Annotated in this window: 20 protein-coding genes; 16 read left to right on the top strand and 4 right to left on the bottom strand. The window is 48.1% G+C overall.

Annotated features, from left to right (window positions below):
• The first annotated feature begins 23 nt into the window (after positions 1 to 23).
• From C1A06_RS15015 to C1A06_RS11575, 5 genes are all read left to right on the top strand, one after another.
• Positions 24 to 272, top strand: a complete 249-nt coding sequence (locus C1A06_RS15015; RefSeq protein WP_008777431.1) for a hypothetical protein — start codon at positions 24 to 26, stop codon at positions 270 to 272.
• Positions 265 to 687, top strand: coding sequence for a dihydrofolate reductase family protein (locus tag C1A06_RS11560; protein WP_004291474.1), 423 nt, complete (start codon positions 265 to 267; stop codon positions 685 to 687). The genes C1A06_RS15015 and C1A06_RS11560 overlap by 8 nt, the downstream gene beginning before the upstream one ends.
• A gap of 238 nt (positions 688 to 925) precedes the next feature.
• Complete coding sequence (locus tag C1A06_RS11565; RefSeq protein ID WP_004304269.1) at positions 926 to 1,531, top strand: RteC domain-containing protein; 606 nt, start codon at positions 926 to 928, stop codon at positions 1,529 to 1,531.
• A 301-nt stretch (positions 1,532 to 1,832) separates the two neighbouring features.
• Positions 1,833 to 2,963, top strand: coding sequence for an ATP-binding protein (locus C1A06_RS11570; protein WP_004291480.1), 1,131 nt, complete (start codon positions 1,833 to 1,835; stop codon positions 2,961 to 2,963).
• Between the two features lie 16 nt (positions 2,964 to 2,979).
• Entirely contained in the window at positions 2,980 to 6,234 is a 3,255-nt protein-coding gene (locus C1A06_RS11575; RefSeq protein WP_004291481.1) for a P-loop NTPase fold protein, read from the top strand.
• A gap of 131 nt (positions 6,235 to 6,365) precedes the next feature.
• On the opposite strand, the gene mobC is transcribed toward C1A06_RS11575, so the two are convergent.
• From mobC to C1A06_RS15405, 4 genes are all read right to left on the bottom strand, one after another.
• Positions 6,366 to 8,384, bottom strand: a complete 2,019-nt coding sequence (mobC, locus tag C1A06_RS11580; RefSeq protein WP_101690407.1) for a conjugal transfer protein MobC — start codon at positions 8,382 to 8,384, stop codon at positions 6,366 to 6,368.
• A gap of 30 nt (positions 8,385 to 8,414) precedes the next feature.
• Entirely contained in the window at positions 8,415 to 9,662 is a 1,248-nt protein-coding gene (gene mobB / locus C1A06_RS11585; protein ID WP_004291483.1) for a conjugal transfer protein MobB, read from the bottom strand.
• Positions 9,641 to 10,069: a conjugal transfer protein MobA gene (gene mobA, locus C1A06_RS11590; protein ID WP_004291488.1), complete on the bottom strand. Its 429-nt coding sequence runs from the start codon at positions 10,067 to 10,069 to the stop codon at positions 9,641 to 9,643. The genes mobB and mobA overlap by 22 nt, the downstream gene beginning before the upstream one ends.
• Positions 10,070 to 10,382: 313 nt before the next feature.
• On the bottom strand, positions 10,383 to 10,604 hold the full coding sequence (locus C1A06_RS15405; RefSeq protein ID WP_032595732.1) for a hypothetical protein: 222 nt from the start codon (positions 10,602 to 10,604) through the stop codon (positions 10,383 to 10,385).
• Between the two features lie 146 nt (positions 10,605 to 10,750).
• Between C1A06_RS15405 and C1A06_RS11605 the strand changes: the two genes are divergently transcribed.
• The 11 genes from C1A06_RS11605 to traK all read left to right on the top strand — a co-directional run bounded on the left by C1A06_RS11605 (position 10,751) and on the right by traK (position 19,185).
• Positions 10,751 to 11,506, top strand: coding sequence for a ParA family protein (locus C1A06_RS11605; protein WP_005643916.1), 756 nt, complete (start codon positions 10,751 to 10,753; stop codon positions 11,504 to 11,506).
• 5 nt (positions 11,507 to 11,511) lie between these two features.
• Positions 11,512 to 11,961, top strand: a complete 450-nt coding sequence (locus C1A06_RS11610) for a DUF3408 domain-containing protein (protein ID WP_004311202.1) — start codon at positions 11,512 to 11,514, stop codon at positions 11,959 to 11,961.
• On the top strand, positions 11,958 to 12,347 hold the full coding sequence (locus tag C1A06_RS11615) for a DUF3408 domain-containing protein (RefSeq protein WP_299338276.1): 390 nt from the start codon (positions 11,958 to 11,960) through the stop codon (positions 12,345 to 12,347). The genes C1A06_RS11610 and C1A06_RS11615 overlap by 4 nt, the downstream gene beginning before the upstream one ends.
• Positions 12,344 to 13,084 carry a hypothetical protein gene (locus tag C1A06_RS11620; protein WP_032595736.1) on the top strand — a complete coding sequence of 247 codons (741 nt, stop codon included), beginning with the start codon at positions 12,344 to 12,346 and terminating at the stop codon, positions 13,082 to 13,084. The genes C1A06_RS11615 and C1A06_RS11620 overlap by 4 nt, the downstream gene beginning before the upstream one ends.
• A 201-nt stretch (positions 13,085 to 13,285) precedes the next feature.
• Positions 13,286 to 13,597 carry a DUF4134 domain-containing protein gene (locus tag C1A06_RS11625; RefSeq protein ID WP_004311205.1) on the top strand — a complete coding sequence of 104 codons (312 nt, stop codon included), beginning with the start codon at positions 13,286 to 13,288 and terminating at the stop codon, positions 13,595 to 13,597.
• A 10-nt stretch (positions 13,598 to 13,607) separates the two neighbouring features.
• Complete coding sequence (locus C1A06_RS11630) at positions 13,608 to 13,940, top strand: DUF4133 domain-containing protein (RefSeq protein ID WP_004311206.1); 333 nt, start codon at positions 13,608 to 13,610, stop codon at positions 13,938 to 13,940.
• The gene (locus C1A06_RS11635) at positions 13,937 to 16,441 is read left to right on the top strand and encodes a TraG family conjugative transposon ATPase (RefSeq protein WP_005827325.1); all 2,505 of its coding nucleotides are present in this window, start codon (positions 13,937 to 13,939) and stop codon (positions 16,439 to 16,441) included. Before C1A06_RS11630 ends, C1A06_RS11635 begins: the two co-directional genes overlap by 4 nt.
• A gap of 37 nt (positions 16,442 to 16,478) precedes the next feature.
• A complete protein-coding gene (locus C1A06_RS11640; RefSeq protein ID WP_004308928.1) occupies positions 16,479 to 16,862 on the top strand; it encodes a DUF3876 domain-containing protein in 384 nt (127 codons plus the stop codon).
• Positions 16,863 to 16,892: 30 nt separating this feature from the next.
• Positions 16,893 to 17,522 (top strand): DUF4141 domain-containing protein, encoded by a 630-nt coding sequence (locus C1A06_RS11645; RefSeq protein WP_004308927.1) that lies wholly within the window; start codon positions 16,893 to 16,895, stop codon positions 17,520 to 17,522.
• Between the two features lie 3 nt (positions 17,523 to 17,525).
• On the top strand, positions 17,526 to 18,530 hold the full coding sequence (gene traJ, locus C1A06_RS11650; RefSeq protein ID WP_004308926.1) for a conjugative transposon protein TraJ: 1,005 nt from the start codon (positions 17,526 to 17,528) through the stop codon (positions 18,528 to 18,530).
• Between the two features lie 31 nt (positions 18,531 to 18,561).
• The gene (traK, locus tag C1A06_RS11655; RefSeq protein ID WP_004308925.1) at positions 18,562 to 19,185 is read left to right on the top strand and encodes a conjugative transposon protein TraK; all 624 of its coding nucleotides are present in this window, start codon (positions 18,562 to 18,564) and stop codon (positions 19,183 to 19,185) included.
• Position 19,186: the final 1 nt, after the last annotated feature.

Raw genomic sequence — 19,186 nt, forward strand, 5'->3', positions numbered from 1 at the left:
ATTTGGCTATCTTTGCATAACATTTGAGAAAAACGGCGATTGGCAGGAGCTTTTCGCCGCCAACATATAGGATAAGACCGCAAGGCGTTTCAAGCGAAAATCTGGTAAATTGGAACTACGGAGACGATTGCGTGATGCTTATGCTATGCTTACGCATAGCGTGCATTCACGTACTCTCCGTAAAGGCTTTACCAGAGCCATCGCTTGAAGGTAGTGTGAATTGCACGCTACTTTTTTACCCTTGCCTAACGAAAGGAAACGATTATGGGTAAAGTTCAGATTCTCGCCGTACTGACGATGGACGGATGTCTTTCTTCAGAGTTATATGATAAAGCACATCAGGATTTGTGCCTTGACCGTTGCGGTCTTGATGAAATCAGGAAGAAAGCCTTTTACCGTGTGACACCGGACTATTCCATTTCAATGCTGCACGAATGGAGAAAAGACTGCACAAACATCCGTTACCTCGCGGAAGCCACACCGGACACGGCAGACTATATAAACGGACTGCTGCGGATGCACGCTGTGGATGAAATCATACTATACACCGTTCCTTTCATATCCGGAAGCGGACGACATTTTTTTAAGTCGGCTCTGCCAGAGCAACACTGGACGCTTTCCTCTTTGAAAAGCTATCCCAACGGTGTATGTCGCATTATCTATATCCTTGATAAAAAAGCAAGATAGCCAAAATGTGCGGCAAGCATACATTTCTATTTTCAGGAATAGAATAAATGTTCCGATTACAAACAATTTAAGTCGGAGATAATTTGTCCTTGTGAAAAAATACTGAATTTTATACCTCTGAAATCCAGCACTTTGTAAAATTGAGTGTTGGATTTTTTATTTTCTGCCGCGTTTTTTGCCAATTATATTCATGTGCGCACGCAGAAAACAAAGTGTAATTTTCAAAATTGACAGAACCATGAATTATTTCTTGCTGGCGGAAACCGACTTTTTCCGCCTGATAAACGAAGCCGGCGACTGCAATATGGAAACGGCATACACGGCTTTCGCCACCCAAGTGATCGAACTGTGCAACGGCGGCATGGACATGAACCTTACCGTCATCGCGCTTGCCTACATCGAAATCGAGTTGCAGCACCATCCCGTACGTAATCTGTCAGAAGAAAAAAGAGAGATTGCCGCCTACGTCAGCAAGGCTCTGTCTTTCGTAAGAAAGATGCAGAAATTCCTTGCCACGCCCCAAGTGCCACCACTAATATCCGCCAACAACGCAACAGAAACCACCGCCAGCCTTCTTCAATGGACGGGCAATGCCATCGACCTCGTGGAACTTATCTACGGCATAGACGTGATGGGCTGCATCAACAACGGCAATATGCCGCTCAAACAGCTCGCCCCACTTCTCTATAAGATATTCGGGGTTGATTCTAAAGACTGCTACCGCTTCTACACTGATATCAAACGCCGGAAGAACGAAAGCCGCACCTATTTCATTGACAGGATGCAGGAAAAACTGAACGAGAGAATGTTGCGTGATGAGGAGTTGGAGCGGATGAGAAAATAAAAAAATATCCATTACATATGAGAAGACAGGAATACTCGTATCCTGTCTTTTTATTTTCATTTAATTATATATTAATTAGCACAATATATGTGAGTTTTTCATTCCTATAAGGACAAATTTCAGAAACGTATGTCTGGTAAATTATTGAGTCATCATAGTATGAACATATATCATTACTAAAAACAATGAAACAACTTCCATAAGATTGTGGTTGTAAAAATCGCCATTTAATAGCCCGTTTTTTTTGTAAAATTCGCCAATTAAAAAAATATGATTATCTTTGCATTATATTTTATAAGGTATGGAAACAGTAAATAGAATACTTCAAGAGAAGATTACAGCACGAATCGCGCCCAATAAAGCAGTACTGATTTTTGGTGCTCGCCGTGTTGGTAAAACGGTAATGATGCGTAAAATTGTGGACAACTATTCAGGTAGGACGATGATGCTCAACGGCGAAGACTACGACACATTAGCACTATTGGAGAATCGCTCAATAGCCAATTATCGGCATTTATTGGATGGTATTGATTTGCTGGCTATTGATGAGGCACAGAACATACCACAAATCGGTAGTATTCTGAAGTTGATAGTTGATGAAATACCGGGAATAAGTGTCTTGGCAAGTGGTTCTTCGTCATTCGATTTGCTGAATAAGACTGGTGAACCGTTGGTCGGCCGCAGTACGCAATTTCTCCTTACACCATTCTCGCAACGGGAAATCGCACAGACGGAAACGGCACTTGAAACCCGCCAGAACCTCGAAGCGCGCTTGATTTACGGTTCCTATCCCGAAGTAGTAATGATGGAGAACTATGAACGTAAAACAGACTACCTACGTGATATTGTCGGTGCATACCTGCTTAAAGATATCTTAGCAATTGACGGCTTAAAAAATTCGAGCAAGATGCGCGATCTACTGCGATTGATAGCTTTTCAGTTGGGCAGCGAAGTTTCTTACGAAGAGTTAGGTAAACAACTCGGCATGAGCAAGACGACCGTTGAAAAATACCTCGACCTATTGGAAAAGGTCTTCGTTATCTATCGTCTGGGGGCTTATTCGCGTAACCTACGCAAGGAGGTTACAAAAGCTGGCAAGTGGTACTTCTACGACAACGGCATTCGCAATGCCATTATCGGGGCTTTCTCACCGCTGGCCATTCGGCAGGATGTCGGTGCGCTGTGGGAGAACTACATCATCGGAGAGCGGCGCAAAGCGAACTTCAATGAGGGACTGCACAGGGAGTTCTATTTCTGGCGCACCTACGACAAACAGGAAATCGACCTGATTGAGGAGAGTGCCGACAGTCTTACCGCCTTGGAGTTCAAGTGGGGAAATAAAATGCCGGCCGCACCGAAAGCCTTCCAAGAAGCCTATCCCTATGCCGAGTTTCATGTGGTAAATCGGGAGAATTATTTGGAGTTCGTATAATCAATAAATTACGTATATGGAAACAAAACTACAATCCAAACAGCAATATCCGCGGTTTATCCAAAATAAACCGTGTGGTATTGACAAATTCGATGGAGGTTCGCAAGAAAGGTTGGCAAAAACTATTGCTCGCCATTTTTGTCAGAATGATTCATTGGATGAGGAATGTACTTTACCTCGAATTATCGGCATCGAAGGTATTTGGGGATCTGGAAAATCCAACGTGGTTAAAATGTTGGAACGTGAATTATCAGACGACTATTACTTTTTTGAGTATGACGCATGGGGACATCAAGAGGACTTGCAACGCCGCTCTATATTGGAATTGCTTACAAGCAAACTTATTGATGATGGTATCCTATCTGGAAATGCAACAATAAAAGTCAAAGGTGGAGGTACGAAAACCGTATCATGGTCTGAAAAGCTGAAATATTTATTAGCCCGTAAAACGGAGACCGTAACCGAAAAATATCCCCTTATCAGTAATGGTATGGTTGCGGCATTTTTGGTTGCAGTTTTAACTCCGATATTTACATTTATTGCGTATGCAGTAAAACCTACACCCACAACATGGTGGTTTTCTTTATTGTCTATTATCATAGCTGCACTGCCAGTTCTTATTGCATTGTGCGTTTGGAAATGGGCATATAGCAAAGATCATAAATATGGATGGAGTTATATGTTAGCTATTTATCAAGATAAAGTCGAAAAGGACGTTTGCTATGAGACTTTGAGCGAAGACGAACCAACGGTTTACGAGTTCAAAACATGGATGCAAGACATTTCTGATTTTATCAAGGAAAAAGGACAACGTAAATTAGTCCTTGTTTTTGACAACATGGATCGTCTCCCCGCTGAAAAAGTAAAAGAATTATGGTCTTCTATCCATACGTTCTTCGCCGATAGCGGTTTTGAAAATGTTTGGGCTGTTATTCCTTTCGATGAAACACATTTAGCTTGTGCATTCGGAGATGAGACCGACGAACAAACGAAACAACTGACCAAGTATTTTATCAATAAAACTTTCCCTATTGTTTATCGTGTTGCTCCTCCTGTTATTACCGACTATCGAAGTATATTCAACAAACTGTTTGTTGAAGCATTTGGAGAAACAGAAAATGAAGCGAAAGAAACTATAAATCGGATATTCAGATTGGTAAATCCTAATGCCAATGTTAGGGAAATTATATCATATATCAATGAGATGGTCGCTCTTAAACAAGAGTGGTGTAACGAAATTTTGATGATAAACATAGCATTGTTCTGTTTGAAGAAGACGGATATTCTGGCAAATCCAGTAGAACAAATATTGTCCGGCGACTATCTGAATGGCATTCAAACAATAATTAACAATGATCTGCAAACACAACGCGAAATTGCAGCTTTGGTATATGGTGTCGATGTTGAAGATGCTCGACAAATTCCATTGAAAAAATATATTGAAGGCTGCATCAACGGAGAAGAAGACCACGACATAAATCAATATGCAGAGACTAATAAACAATTTGACACTGTATTAGAAGAAGTTATACAATGTATGGACAATGCGCTTATCGATAAGATTATACATTGTTTGCATAAATTAACTCGAAAGAGCGATGTTATTCTGCGTGTATGGCAAAGAATAGCACAATTGAAATTAAAAGAATCCATAGAGAAGCAGGTGTTCCCTGTCGAATACCAAGAACTGCTGTTGCATTTAGACACGGAAAGCCAAAACCATGTGATTGCTCAATTATATAAGAAGATAGTTCGGTTCAATGACTTCAATGGCGGCGACTATTTCAAAACGTTAGATGCAATAGACAGGTTTATTGCGCAAAATAAGTTGGCGTGCGATTTTACGTCATTGATTGAAGCAAAAACAGTCAAGCCAAATACATTTATCGATTATATTCAAGCTGCAAATGCAACAGATGCTGCCTATCGGGATAACGCGACAACTAAAGCATATAAATATTATCAAGTAGCAACAAATTCGGAGGCGCTCGATAATTATTTGGCAAACTTACTACCCGATAATTTCGACCATGCAGATATTGTAAAAACGTTAAAAGATAATTCTACCTATACGTTTCCAACGCTTTTGCAAGCGATCACGAATTGCATTGATGAACAGAATGTAAATAAAGATAATATAGGGGCTATATTTACAACCTATCGTTTATTGGCATCTGACGAAGAAAGACCTTTACCTGTAACGTTAGATTCAACCTACATAAATCAGTTGCATTCTGAATTAGAAACTGATGGCCGAAACATTAAAGAGTCTGGATATTACGATTTAGTCGCCATGCAATTGGCACATGGTCATTCCGTTTCCTTAATAGAGGGTGGAGATATAAAATATGTTGCAGAACTCATGGACTATTATGTGGATCATGGAGACTTATTAGTAAATAGTGTGGGATGGAATATACCGCTATTAAATGAAACACTACAATACATGGTAAATCATAAACTTGGCTATAAATTATTGCTCTCAGACATATTGCCCCAATTTGAAGATATTAAGAACAGAATAGGTGTAACGGATGAGGTATTTATCGAGCATTTAGCAGAGTGGAATACCGATTTGGATAAGTATATCACTAAGAACAATATTAAAGATGTAATTCCTGACGCATCTTTTTACGATTTGACCACTAAAATAAGCAATGTCCTGACCGATCATATCAATAAAATAGCGTTCGAAGCGTTGTCTGAAATAAGTGTTGATACATTATACGCCCAAAGAACAGCACATACATCATATTATTGGTTTGTCGCAATAAAACATTTACTGGCTAAAATCAAATCCTTGCCAGATAACTTGACTGAATTTGGCAAAAAGATTCTGATGGATATTGCTTCTGGAACTCAAAGTTTGAATCCTTTCCCTAATTGTTTCAAGAATATAGTTGAAAGATTGGATAAACGAAAAATTAAATCGACAGTTACCGATATAAGAAATGATTTCTGCATCGGTAAAAAGACTATCAATGCAATAAAGTTTCAATTTTTCGAAACATGGCTTAGATCGCATGGTAATTTGAAAAGTCAAGCTGGAGACGTTATTGATAAAATAGTGAAACCTGTAATTTCCGATGGGGCATGCCGTTCATTGATTCTGCAAAACAAAGATTTTTATATGGATTTAATAAATACAGCAGGGGATGATGCTTATGAATTGAAAAAGAGTCTCCGAAACCTCATACAAAAAGATTCAGATCCGCAATTGGTTAAATTTGTCAATTCGATAGATTCAGTACCTGAGGTTGAAACCGCGTAAGTATTTGTCTAACAAGTCCGAATTTTACGATTTTACCCGTCAGAACTGAAGTGCCCCCCAAAAAAATTGTATCCAACTTTTGGGGGTCACTTCAAACTTCGATAGGGATAATTTTCAATTTTGGGGACTTGTTAGACAGTCTCATTATCTGGTAGCAGTTTACACAGCACCGGATCGTTTTTGATACGCTCCAGTTCCTCCTGCACAATCTGCTTCACCTCTTCCTTGATGCGCCGGTAGTTCGCCTGCACCGTTTCCTTCATGCGGTCGTTGCCGTCCTCGTCCGTGAAGTTTGTAATGACGGGAATTTTCTTGTAGGCACTTTCTTCCCGTTTCACCTTTTCGGCATCCACCACAATCTCGCAATGAAAAATCTTCTGCTCGATACACTCGTTGAAGTTGTCGGATACAGAACCGACAAACATTCCCTGCGTAAGCCCGGAAATCTTACTCGGTGGAATGAGCGCGTCCATCTGCGTGTTGATGGAGGTGGAAACATCCTGCCGGTTGATGGAGATGGACTGCCGTTTCTGCAACACCTTACCGAACCGCTCGGAGAGCGTCTTGGCTGTTTCCCCCACCACCTGACCGGAGAAAATATTGCCGACAGTGTTCATCACCACTTTCGCCTCTTTGTCCCCGTAGTCACGCACTAACTGGCTGAAATCCTGAAAGCCCAGACACACGGCAACCTTGTTGCTTCGGGCGGTAGCTATAAGATTGTCCAACCCTTTGAAGTATATTGTGGGCAACTCGTCGATGATGACCGATGACTTCAGCATCCCCTTCTTGTTGATGAGCTTCACGATACGGGAATTATACAGACCGAGTGCCGCACCGTAGATATTCTGACGGTCGGGATTGTTACCCACGCAGAGGATTTTCGGCTCTTCGGGATTGTTGATGTCCAGCGTAAACTCGCTGTCTGACATCACCCAGTAGAGCTGCGGTGAAATCATCCTCGAAAGCGGGATTTTTGCCGACGCTATCTGACCCATGAGCTGCTCCGCAGCCCCTCCAAGCCACGCATCCATGAACGGCGAAAGGTAGTTCTCCAGCTCCGGATAAGAGGTCAGTATCGGAAATATATCCTCGTAACGGCGGTTCAGAAACTCGATAGCATGGGGAAACGTGCAAAACTTCCCGTTCTGATAGATTTTGAGATACCAGATAATACTGGCAAACAGAATGATAGGTGACTCCACGAAGAAGTCGCCCTGCTTTTGCACCCACGTTTTATTGAGGTTGAGCATTATTGTGTAGGCACTCTCATAGGCATCCGTAATATCTTCCATAAAATCCGGGTGAATGGGATTGCACCGATGAGAGCGTCGCGGGTCGTCGAAGTTGATCACATAGAACTTCGGCTTTACCTTGTAGCCGTCCGGGTGGTTCAGCAAATGGTTGTAGGCAATAGTAGATAGGTCGGGATACTTGAAATCGTAGATGTATTGACTAAAGCCCTTTTCAATCTGTTGCTTGATAAAATTGTTTACCACGGCATAGGACTTGCCGCTGCCCGGCGTACCCAACACGATGGACGCACGGAAGGGATTAACTACATTGATCCAACCGTTGTTCCAGCGTTTCCTGTAATAGAAACGTGTCGGCAGATTGACCGAATACTCGCTTTCGATAAGCCTCGTTTCCTGCATGAAACTCTCGTTCTCGTTGTTGAAAACATCCTCCATCAAATTGTGTTTCAACAGGCGGCTCATCCACAGACCACCCATCAACAGGCAGACATAGCCCGTTCCAATGGTAAGGACATACAGTCCCGTCACCGCTTCAAGCGGCAGCGGCAGGGGCAGCAACCACCAGTTCAGGAAAAACAGCACGAACCCGACGGCAAATGCTGTCCAGATTCTCCCCCAAGTGATTTTCTCACCCTTGACACCCTTCGTACCCAGACAGGACAAGGCAAGCAAAAGGACGGAAAACAGCTTCGTGTAGAGAATGGAATGGAACAGCCCCGCCGTGCGGTCGAAGTTCAGAAGGATTTTGTCCACCACGCCGATGTTCACGCCCCACAGCCGGATGGCTTCGTAGCAGAACCAGTACACGTTCATGACCACTAAAATGATACTCACGGCACGCAGAAAATCCATGATTTTCGCCAATGCCCTCAAATCGTCTTCTTGTTGTGACATACATTGATTTTTTAATTGTTGATACTCTGATTACATACCCAAGCCCTTGCGTTTTTTCTTCTTTTTGCGCTTCATCGCCCGGATGAAAGCCTCTTCCTCGGCATCTACCGCCGGACCTTCGGGAGTGAGCAAGCCCATACCGCCCGATATATCTTCACTGTCGTAGGCGGTCTGCCCGTGTGCCTTGTCCGCAGCATCCACAGGGATGGATAGCGGTATCGGCGGTTGTCCGGCGTATGGCAGGGTGAAGTGTTCCTGCAAGGCATTCGCCGAAAGCTCCTTACCCATGCGCGAACCGTTCAGCACGCATCCCGTGCGGTGGTCGATGAAGGTAGCCCCATAGATGCGCCCTTCCTCTGTGTAGCGCAGTACGGTGTCGATGCCCTTCTCTTTGAGTTGGGATACAAATTTGTCCTTGTCATAAGTGCCTTGCAGCACGGAAAGGACGGTGCGTTTCGTCATGTCTGCCAGTTTCCTATCCTTGATTTCCGATTTGGAACGGACAAACTTCTTCTGTACGGCTTCATAGCCTGCGGACTTCCCGAAAAGCGAGGATTTGAACGGGTTGCCCACCTTGTTACCCTTGTCGTCCGTGACGGAATAGACCAGCCCGTGATACTCCCGTCCGCGCACGTTGCCCCTCGCTTCCTCCACCGTCATATTATATAAGGAAAGGAGCGCACGGTATTCGCCCATCGTCTGGAAACGGTACTGCCCATTCAGAGCCTTCACGGTGTTGCCTACCTGCTTCTTCACATCACCTGCCGATGCGGCCACCTTGCGCAACGGATTATCCAATCTCTGATTTTTACGTTCTGCCGGATGCAATCCGTACTTCTGTTCCAGTTCCCTGCGGATACGGTCGCTGCGGCGGTAGAGAAAATCCCGGTTGAGCCTTTTCCCGTTCTCGTCCACGTTGACCGTCACGATGTGCAGGTGGTGGCGGTCGATGTCCTCGTGCTTGAATACAAGATAAGGCTGGTTTCCGAAACCGAGTTTTTCCAGATACTCGCGGGCGATATTCTGCAACTCAATATCGGTCAGCACATCCTCCGGGTGCGGGTTGAGAGAGATATGCACCACCGGCTTCTCGATCTTCATCTGCGGTGGCAGGAAGGTGAGAAAACCCTCCATCGCCTTGCCTATGTCCACCGTTCCCGAACCGTCATTGTAGATGCGGTTGGTGGTGAGAAGCCGCCCCTGCGCCTCGTTAATCTTCTCCCCGTTGTAGGCAATCGCGCCGTACAACGAACTTCCTACACTGATTTTTGCGACCATTTTGCCTCCATTTCCCTTGAAAGTTCCACAATCCGGCGGCTCAGTTTCACGAGTTCGACGGTGTGTTGCTCTAATTTGTAGAGCAACGCCATCGCCTTTTTCTCTGAAAAATGCAGCCTCAGTTCCTTCACGACTTGGTTGTAATTCGTACCCACGGCACGGAATTGTGCATGAAAATCCGACAGTTTGGTGTAATAGTCCACCAACGTCTTGTCCACCTTCAGCACCTTGAACGGTTGCCCGAAGAAGTGCGCTTTGAGGAAAACAGACCGTGCATAGACACCCGATTTTCCGAACATGGCGAGGAAACGGTTGTGTTCCTCCTCGTTGAAACGGACGGTGTACCGGTACACCGCCGGATCAAGTTTGGGATTTCTCCCTGATTTGCTTTTCCTTTTCTCTTTCATATTACTTTGGATTTAGCGGATTGACGGCATAAGCCGCCGCTTCGGATTACAGCACCGCAGTTCTGAAAGGCTTCCCGACTTCGGAGGGAAAGCCCGCCCCCTGCAAGGGCAAGTGCTTTTCGTGGCTGCTCAAAATATTTTGAGCGGCTGAAAAGACATCTTGCTATGTTCAGGTGAACATAAAAATCCGTCGGGGACGGATTGGGGATGATTCCTTTCAAACTCCGGGCTGCGCTACCTGCGGCGTACCCTGCCGTTCGGGTGCAAAGTTACGCCCTTAAGGCGATGTCCGACAGAGGCTTGACCCGGACAATCAGTGCCAACCGGCGCAACGTGCTGCCACTTGCCGGAGAAGTGATACAAGTTCCAAAATATCCTTGTTTATTTGCAGTGTGATTCGGATGTGGGACTGAAAATACACTCCTTCCGCCGGATGTTCGGACAGCAATCCGGGCATCAATCCAAACGGTTGAAAACAGGTGTATGTATTCAGATAGTTTTCCAAGCACACGTCCGTGCGGACGGATAAAAGCATGGACGGTTGGACAAACCGATGAATACCCGCAGGCACAGCCGGATTAAGGAGTGAATAAATAAATGAATGGGAGTGCGTGCGTACGTACTAATGACAATACGCTACCGCCACCGGACAGATGTATAACCAAATAAATTATCAAAAAAATGAAAGAAGCAACTTATGTGGCAATCTCCACGCAGAAAGGTGGAGCGGGTAAGACAACCCTGACAGTGCTTGTAGCAAGCTATCTGCACTATGTGAAAGGCTACAACGTAGCCGTGGTGGACTGCGATTTCCCGCAGTACAGTATCCATGACATGCGCAAGCGTGACATGAAAGCCGTCATGGAGGACGGGCATTACAAGGTGCTGGCGTATGAGCAGCTCAAACGACTGAAGAAGAACCCGTACACCATCAGATGCAGCCGTGCGGAAGATGCGGTAAAGACCGCCGAAAATCTGGTGGCAGCGCAGCCCGACCTCGATTTCGTGTTCTTCGACCTGCCGGGAACAATCAACAATGCCGATGTGGTGCAGACCATTTCCCAAATGGACTATATCTTCACGCCCATCATCGCCGACCGTGTGGTGATGGAGAGTTCCATCAAGTTCGCCACTGTCATCAACGAACAGATGATAAGCACGGGCAAGTCCGGCATCAAAGGGATTTACCTCGTGTGGAACATGGTGGACGGACGCGAAAAGACTGAACTTTACAAGGCATACGACAAGGTCTGTGCCGAGTTCGCCCTGCCCATTCTGGAAACACATCTACCGGACAGTAAGCGCTTCCGCAAGGAGACGGCGGCAGAACGCAAGGCGGTATTCCGCTCCACGGCGTTTCCGGCGGACAAAATACTGGTACGCGGCAGCAACCTCGACAAACTCGTCGATGAGATTCTCGGCATCATCAAAAACTGAACGGCATGGCAAAGAAAACAAGAATCGAGGACATCGACAGCGAAGCCGTAATCAACTCATTTCGACTGGACGATACAAGCATTCCGCCGGAAGCGAGAAGCACGGACGGGAACGCTCCTGTCCCACCTCCGAAAGAAGCGATACAAGAAGCCGTTTCTCCACCCGCCTCGCACTCCAAAGAGGAGCCGGAACGCAGGCGCAGGAACAGCAAGCCGGAAAAATTGGATTATGACACAGTATTCATATGCGGTTCCAATATCACGGCAAGGCTCGGCAAGCAGGTCTATATCCGCAAGGAGTACCACGACCGCATACAGAAGATGCTTCATGTAATCGGAGGCAACGAAGTGACTATCGCGGCATTTCTTGACAACGTGCTGACACACCATTTCACGCTGTTCCAAGACGAGATAGCCGAATCGTTCAAACGGCACATGGAATCCTATAATTTATAAACACTCAAAAACAACAAAGAAGTATGAAAAGAACAAATAAGAACCGTCAGGCTGAGTATCTGCAAACAGGAAAGAGTGAAAGAACCGCTGTCCGTGCAGCAAAGTGTGTAACCGACTACGGGCATGAAAATACCGACGTTGACTTCCGCAAGGATAAAGGCAGAGACAAACCGCTCTCGACTTTCCTGCAAGCATCGGAAATCAAAACGCGGCAATGTATATACATCAGCCGAGAAATTCATGAGAAAGTCGCTATCGTTACCAGTCGGATGGGAAACGGTTTGAGCATCGGCAAGTTTGTGGATAACATCCTCCGCGACCATTTCCGACAATACGGGCAGCAGTACATGGAACAGATTGAAAACGCCCAAAAAGTAAGATTATGACAAAGGCGTTTTTAATCGTATCGGTTGCTTGCAACGTGTGGTTTCTGTTTCTGCTGTTCTATGACCGCATCATGGACATGAAGCTCATCCGTTTCTTCAGACATATTGCCGGGCTGTGGCGGTCATTGGACAGTACGGTGGCAGAGCAAGGAAAGGATAAGGAAATACCTCACGCAGACACCTCGGACATCATTGGCAAGAGCCGTTTCAAGATGGCATCGACCCGGACAACCGCTGCCATACCGACGCAAGAAGCCGCCACTTCGGAAAAAGGCATTGAGCTGTCGGAGGAAGAGGCTACTTTTGACGACGGAAACACGGAAACCGTCTCACGCCCGACACAAGTACCGGAGGACAAACTCGATGAAACCTTCACGAGCATCCCGCCCTCGGAACTGGAGTACGGAGAAGATGAACCGGAGGATGAAGAACCAGACAAAAAGCAGGCTTCGGGAAGTAGCTTCGAGGATATTGACATGGCAGTACACACCATACGGAAGGAATCACCATCCGATGAGGAAATGCGACACGCCGGAAAGGTCATGACGGAACTGGACGGGACAGAGCTTTTCACAAGAATAACGGAACGCCTGACCGATGAAGCAATGAGCGAGAGGATTGCAAAGGCGATGGCAGTTTTCGTGGACACGGTGAACATGACCGTGACACAACAAAAGGAAAAGGTGTTCGTGATTCCCGACAACATCGAGGAGTTCGACTTCCGAAACTATGTATAACAACTAAAAAAGAATGGAAATGAAAACGTAAAATGACGACACCCACGCGCACGGCGGTACAAGGTACAGCCAACCCGCAACGGACAGCCCCAAGTCCGTAGAAACAAACGGGCAACCACTAAAACCAAAGTAAAGTAATCAAGTATCAACCGCCCGAAAAAGGACTATCCACCCTTTGGACGGCACAAAAAAGAACAGTTTATGAACAAGAACATCAGACAAAAGTTAATCATCGCTGCGGCACTTATGATTGCCGCAACCGCCTCCGCTTTCGCACAGGGAAACGGTCTGGCTGGCATCAACGAAGCCACCTCTATGGTGAGTTCGTATTTCGACCCCGGCACGAAATTAATCTACGCCATCGGCGCGGTAGTCGGGCTTATCGGTGGCGTGAAAGTGTACGGAAAATTCTCGTCCGGAGACCCGGACACCTCGAAGACCGCCGCCTCGTGGTTCGGGGCTTGTATCTTCTTGATTGTCGCCGCCACTATCCTGCGCTCATTCTTCCTTTAATAAACAATGTATGGCTGAATACCCGATAAACAAGGGTATCGGCCGTCCGGTCGAGTTCAAGGGTTTGAAGGCTCAGTACCTCTTCATCTTCTGCGGAGGTCTGCTGGCTCTCTTCGTCCTGTTCGTCATCCTCTATATGGTCGGCATCGACCAGTGGATATGTATCGGCTTCGGCGCGGCATCGTCTTCCGTCCTCGTATGGCAGACCTTCGCGCTGAACGCCCGGTACGGCGAACACGGGCTGATGAAATTGGGAGCGGCAAGGAGCCATCCCCGATACCTTATCAACCGACGGCGGATCACCCGATTACTCAAACGGCAACGAAAGGAAGAAACGACATGAGAAATACATCCAAAATGACAACACTGGAAAACAAGTTCCCCCTGCTGGCGGTGGAGCATGGCTGCATCATCTCCAAAGACGCCGACATCACGGTGGCTTTTGAGGTGGAACTGCCGGAGCTTTACACCGTGACGGGCGCAGAGTACGAGGCGATACACGGCTGCTGGTGCAAGGCTATCAAGGTGCTGCCGTACTTCTGCGTCGTGCATAAGCAGGATTGGTTCATCAAGGAGAAATATATGCCGGAGTTACAGAAGGACGACATGAGTTTCTTGAGCCGTTCCTTTGAACGCCACTTCAACGAGCGTCCGTACCTGAAACACTCCTGCTATCTCTACTTGACCAAGACGACGAAAGAACGTAACCGTATGCAGAGCAACTTCAGTACGCTGTGCCGGGGACATATCATCCCGAAGGAGCTGGACAAGGAAACCGCCGGGAAGTTCATGGAGGCCGCCGAACAGTTCGAGCGCATCATGAACGACAGCGGCTTTGTGAGGCTGCGCCGCCTCTCCACCGACGAGATTGTCGGGACGGAGAAGTCCGCCGGGCTGATAGAGCGTTACTTCTCGCTCATGCCCGAAGGCGACACGACCTTGCAGGACATCGACCTCTCGGCAAAAGAAATGCGTATCGGTGACAACCGCCTGTGCCTGCACACCCTCTCCGACGCGGAGGATATGCCAGGAAAGGTGGCTACCGACATCCGCTACGAGAAACTCTCCACCGACCGCTCGGACTGTCGCCTCTCCTTCGCCTCCCCCGTGGGGCTGCTGCTTTCCTGCAACCACATCTATAACCAGTATGTGATTATCGACAACAGCGAGGAAAATTTGCAGAAGTTCGAGAAGTCCGCAAGGAATATGCAGTCGCTATCCCGATACAGCCGGAGCAACAGCATCAACCGCGAGTGGATAGACCAGTACCTGAACGAAGCCCATTCCTACGGGCTGACCTCGGTACGGGCGCACTTCAACGTCATGGCGTGGAGCGATGACGCGGAGGAACTGAAGCATATCAAGAACGATGTGGGCAGCCAGCTGGCAAGCATGGAGTGCGTGCCGCACCACAATACCATCGACTGCCCGACGCTCTACTGGGCGGCGATGCCCGGCAACGCGGCGGACTTCCCGGCGGAAGAGAGTTTCCATACATTCATCGAGCAGGCGGTGTGCCTCTTCACGGAGGAAACCAACTACCGCAGTTCGCTCTCGCCCTTCGGCATCAAGATGGTGGACAGGCTTACGGGAAAACCGTTGCACCTCGACATCAGCGACCTGCCGATGAAGCGGGGTATCACGACCAACCGCAACAAGTTCGTGTTGGGTCCTTCGGGCAGCGGCAAATCCTTTTTTATGAACCACCTCGTGAGGCAATACTACGAGCAGGGTACGCACGTGGTGCTGGTGGACACGGGAAACTCCTATCAGGGCTTGTGCGAGATGATCCGGTGCAAGACAAACGGGGCGGACGGCGTGTACTTCACCTACACGGAGGAGAAACCGATTTCGTTCAACCCGTTCTACACCGATGATTACGTGTTCGACGTGGAGAAAAAGGACAGCATCAAGACATTGCTGCTGACGCTCTGGAAGTCGGAGGACGACAAAGTGACGAAGACGGAGAGCGGCGAACTGGGCAGTGCGGTGAACGCCTATATCGAGCGTATCAGGGCTGACCGGAGCATCGTCCCCTCGTTCAACACCTTCTACGAGTATATGCGCGACGACTACCGCCGCGAACTGGCGGAACGTGAGATAAAGGTGGAGAAGTCCGACTTCAACATCGACAATATGCTCACCACCATGCGGCAGTATTACCGGGACGGACGCTACGACTTCCTGCTCAACTCCACGGAGAACATCGACCTGCTCGGCAAGCGGTTCATCGTCTTCGAGATTGACAGTATAAAGGAAAATCGCGAGCTTTTCCCTGTGGTGACCATCATCATCATGGAAGCCTTCATCAACAAGATGCGCCGATTGAAAGGCGTAAGGAAACAGTTGATAGTGGAAGAGGCTTGGAAGGCTCTATCTTCGGCGAACATGGCTGAGTACCTGCGCTATATGTACAAGACCGTGCGCAAGTATTACGGGGAGGCAATCGTGGTGACGCAGGAGGTGGACGACATCATTTCCTCGCCCGTCGTCAAGGAGAGCATCATCAACAACTCCGACTGCAAGATACTCCTTGACCAGCGGAAGTACATGAACAAGTTTGATGCCATACAGTCCCTGTTGGGTCTGACGGAGAAAGAGAAGTCGCAGATACTCTCCATCAACATGGCGAACAACCCGTCAAGGCTCTACAAGGAAGTGTGGATAGGACTGGGCGGCACGCAGTCGGCAGTCTATGCCACCGAAGTTAGTGCTGAAGAGTATCTGGCGTACACCACCGAAGAAACGGAAAAAGTAGAGGTTTACCGTCTGGCGGAACAGTTGGGCGGCGACATTGAAGCCGTCATCCGGCAGCTTGCCGAAAGGCGGAGAAAAAAGGAATAAATAGAAACAGATTCATCAACTAAAAAAGAAAATGCGTATGAGTATATCAAGAACGAAAATGCTGCAAGTCAGCAAGTGTTTAATCGGGCTGGCGGTCATGGTGCTGCAATCCTGCGACATAACGGACAACCGACGCGACCTGCTTTGCGGAAACTGGGAGAGTGTGGAGGGCAAGCCCGACGTGCTTATCTACAAGGAGGGCGAAGCCTATAAGGTGACGGTATTCAAGCGGAGCGGCATCCGCCGCAAGCTGAAGCCGGAAACCTATCTCTTGCAGGAGGAGAACGGCAATCTGTTCATGAACACCGGATTCCGCATCGACGTGTCCTACAACGAGGCGACGGACATCCTGACCTTCTCGCCGAACGGGGACTACGTGCGTGTGAACCCGAAACCGGACCATCCGATAGGCGAGCAATAAATAATGAAATCCACTAAAATCCAAAGTAACATGAGAACAAGAATAACACTTATTATCTGCCTGTGCCTGTTTGCAGTCGGCAGGGCAAGCGCACAGTGGGCGGTGATAGACCCGTCCAACATCGCGCAGAGCATCGTGAACACCTCGAAGAACGTGGTACACACTTCCACGACCGCCCAGAATATGATAAAAAATTTTCAAGAGACCGTGAAGATTTACGAACAGGGCAAGAAGTATTACGACGCACTCAAATCCGTGAACAATCTGGTAAAGGACGCCCGGAAGGTGCAGCAGACCATTCTGATGGTGGGTGACATCACCGACACCTATGTGACCAGTTTCCAGAAGATGATGCGTGACGACAACTTCACGGTGGAGGAACTGGGAGCCATCGCCTTTGGCTACACCAAGTTATTGGAGGAATCCAACGATGTGCTGACGGAACTGAAGAATGTGGTGAATATCACCACGCTCTCCATGACGGACAAGGAGCGCATGGACGTGGTGGAACGCTGCTACTCCAAAATGAAGCGTTACCGCAACCTCGTGAGCTACTACACCAACAAGAACATTAGCGTGAGTTACCTGCGTGCGAAGAAGAAAAACGACCTTGACCGCATCATGGGGCTGTACGGGAACATGAACGAAAGATATTGGTAGCCTATGAATTTCGACAACCTTCACCAAATTCTGCGCTCGCTCTACGAACAGATGATGCCGCTATGCGGGGACATGGCGGGCGTGGCGAAAGGCATCGCCGGGCTGGGCGCACTCTTTTATGTGGCCTACCGGGTATGGCAGTCGCTGGCGAGAGCCGAACCGATAGACGTGTTCCCTATGCTCCGCCCGTTCGCTATCGGTCTGTGCATCATGTTCTTTCCGACGGTGGTACTGGGTACGATAAACAGCATCATGTCGCCCGTCGTGCAGGGTACGGCAAAGATGCTGGAGGCGGAAACGCTGGACATGAACCGATACCGTGAGCAGAAGGACAAACTGGAGTACGAAGCGATGATGCGCAATCCCGAAACCGCCTACCTCGTGTCAAATGAGGAGTTTGACAAACAACTGGAAGAACTGGGCTGGTCGCCCGGCGACATGGTGACGATGGCGGGGATGTACATCGAGCGCGGGATGTACAACATGAAGAAGGGCATCCGCGACTTCTTCCGCGAGATACTGGAACTGATGTTCCAAGCCGCCGCCCTCGTGATAGACACCATCCGCACGTTCTTCCTCGTGGTGCTGGCGATACTCGGTCCGATAGCCTTCGCCATATCGGTGTGGGACGGCTTCCAAAGCACGCTTACACAGTGGATATGCCGCTACATACAGGTCTATCTGTGGCTGCCCGTGTCGGATATGTTCAGCACCATACTGGCGAAGATACAAGTGCTGATGCTGCAAAGCGACATCGAACGGATGCAGGCTGACCCGAACTTCTCGCTGGATTCGAGCGACGGGGTGTACATCGTCTTCATGATAATCGGCATCATTGGTTACTTCACCATCCCCACGGTAGCAGGCTGGATTATCCAAGCCGGAGGCATGGGAAGCTACGGTCGCAACGTGAACCAGACGGCAGGACGAGCCGGAAGTATGGCGGGCAGCGTGGCGGGCGCAGCCGCAGGAAACGTGGTCGGACGTGTCGGGAAGCTGCTGAAATAATCAACTGACAATTAAAAACGAATAAACAACAATGGAATTTAAGTCACTTAAAAACATCGAATCATCGTTCAGGCAGATACGCCTGTTCGGTATCGTCTTCCTCTCGTTGTGTGCCGTAATAACGGTATGGAGCGTGTGGAGTTCCTACCGCTTCGCGGAGCGGCAACGGGAAAAGATTTACGTGCTGGACAACGGCAAGTCGCTGATGCTGGCTCTCTCGCAAGACTTGTCGCAGAACCGTCCGGCAGAAGCGAGGGAACACGTGCGCCGTTTCCACGAGCTGTTCTTCACGCTCTCACCCGAAAAGAGCGCGATAGAGCATAACGTGAAACGCGCCCTGCTATTAGCGGACAAAAGCGTGTACAACTACTATTCGGACTTTGCCGAGAAGGGGTACTACAACCGCATCATCGCCGGGAACATCAATCAGGTGTTGAAGGTGGACAGCGTGGTGTGCGATTTCAACGGCTATCCCTACCGTGCCGTGACCTACGCCACGCAGAAGATCATCCGGCAGAGCAACGTCACCGAGCGCAGCCTCGTGACTACGTGCCGCCTCTTGAACTCGTCCCGTTCGGACGACAATCCCAACGGTTTCACCATCGAGGGATTCACCATCATCGAGAACAAGGATTTACAAACCATCAAAAGGTAAA

The sequence above is a fragment of the Dysgonomonas massiliensis genome (genome assembly GCF_900240225.1).
Classification (GTDB): Bacteria; Bacteroidota; Bacteroidia; order Bacteroidales; family Dysgonomonadaceae; genus Dysgonomonas; species Dysgonomonas massiliensis.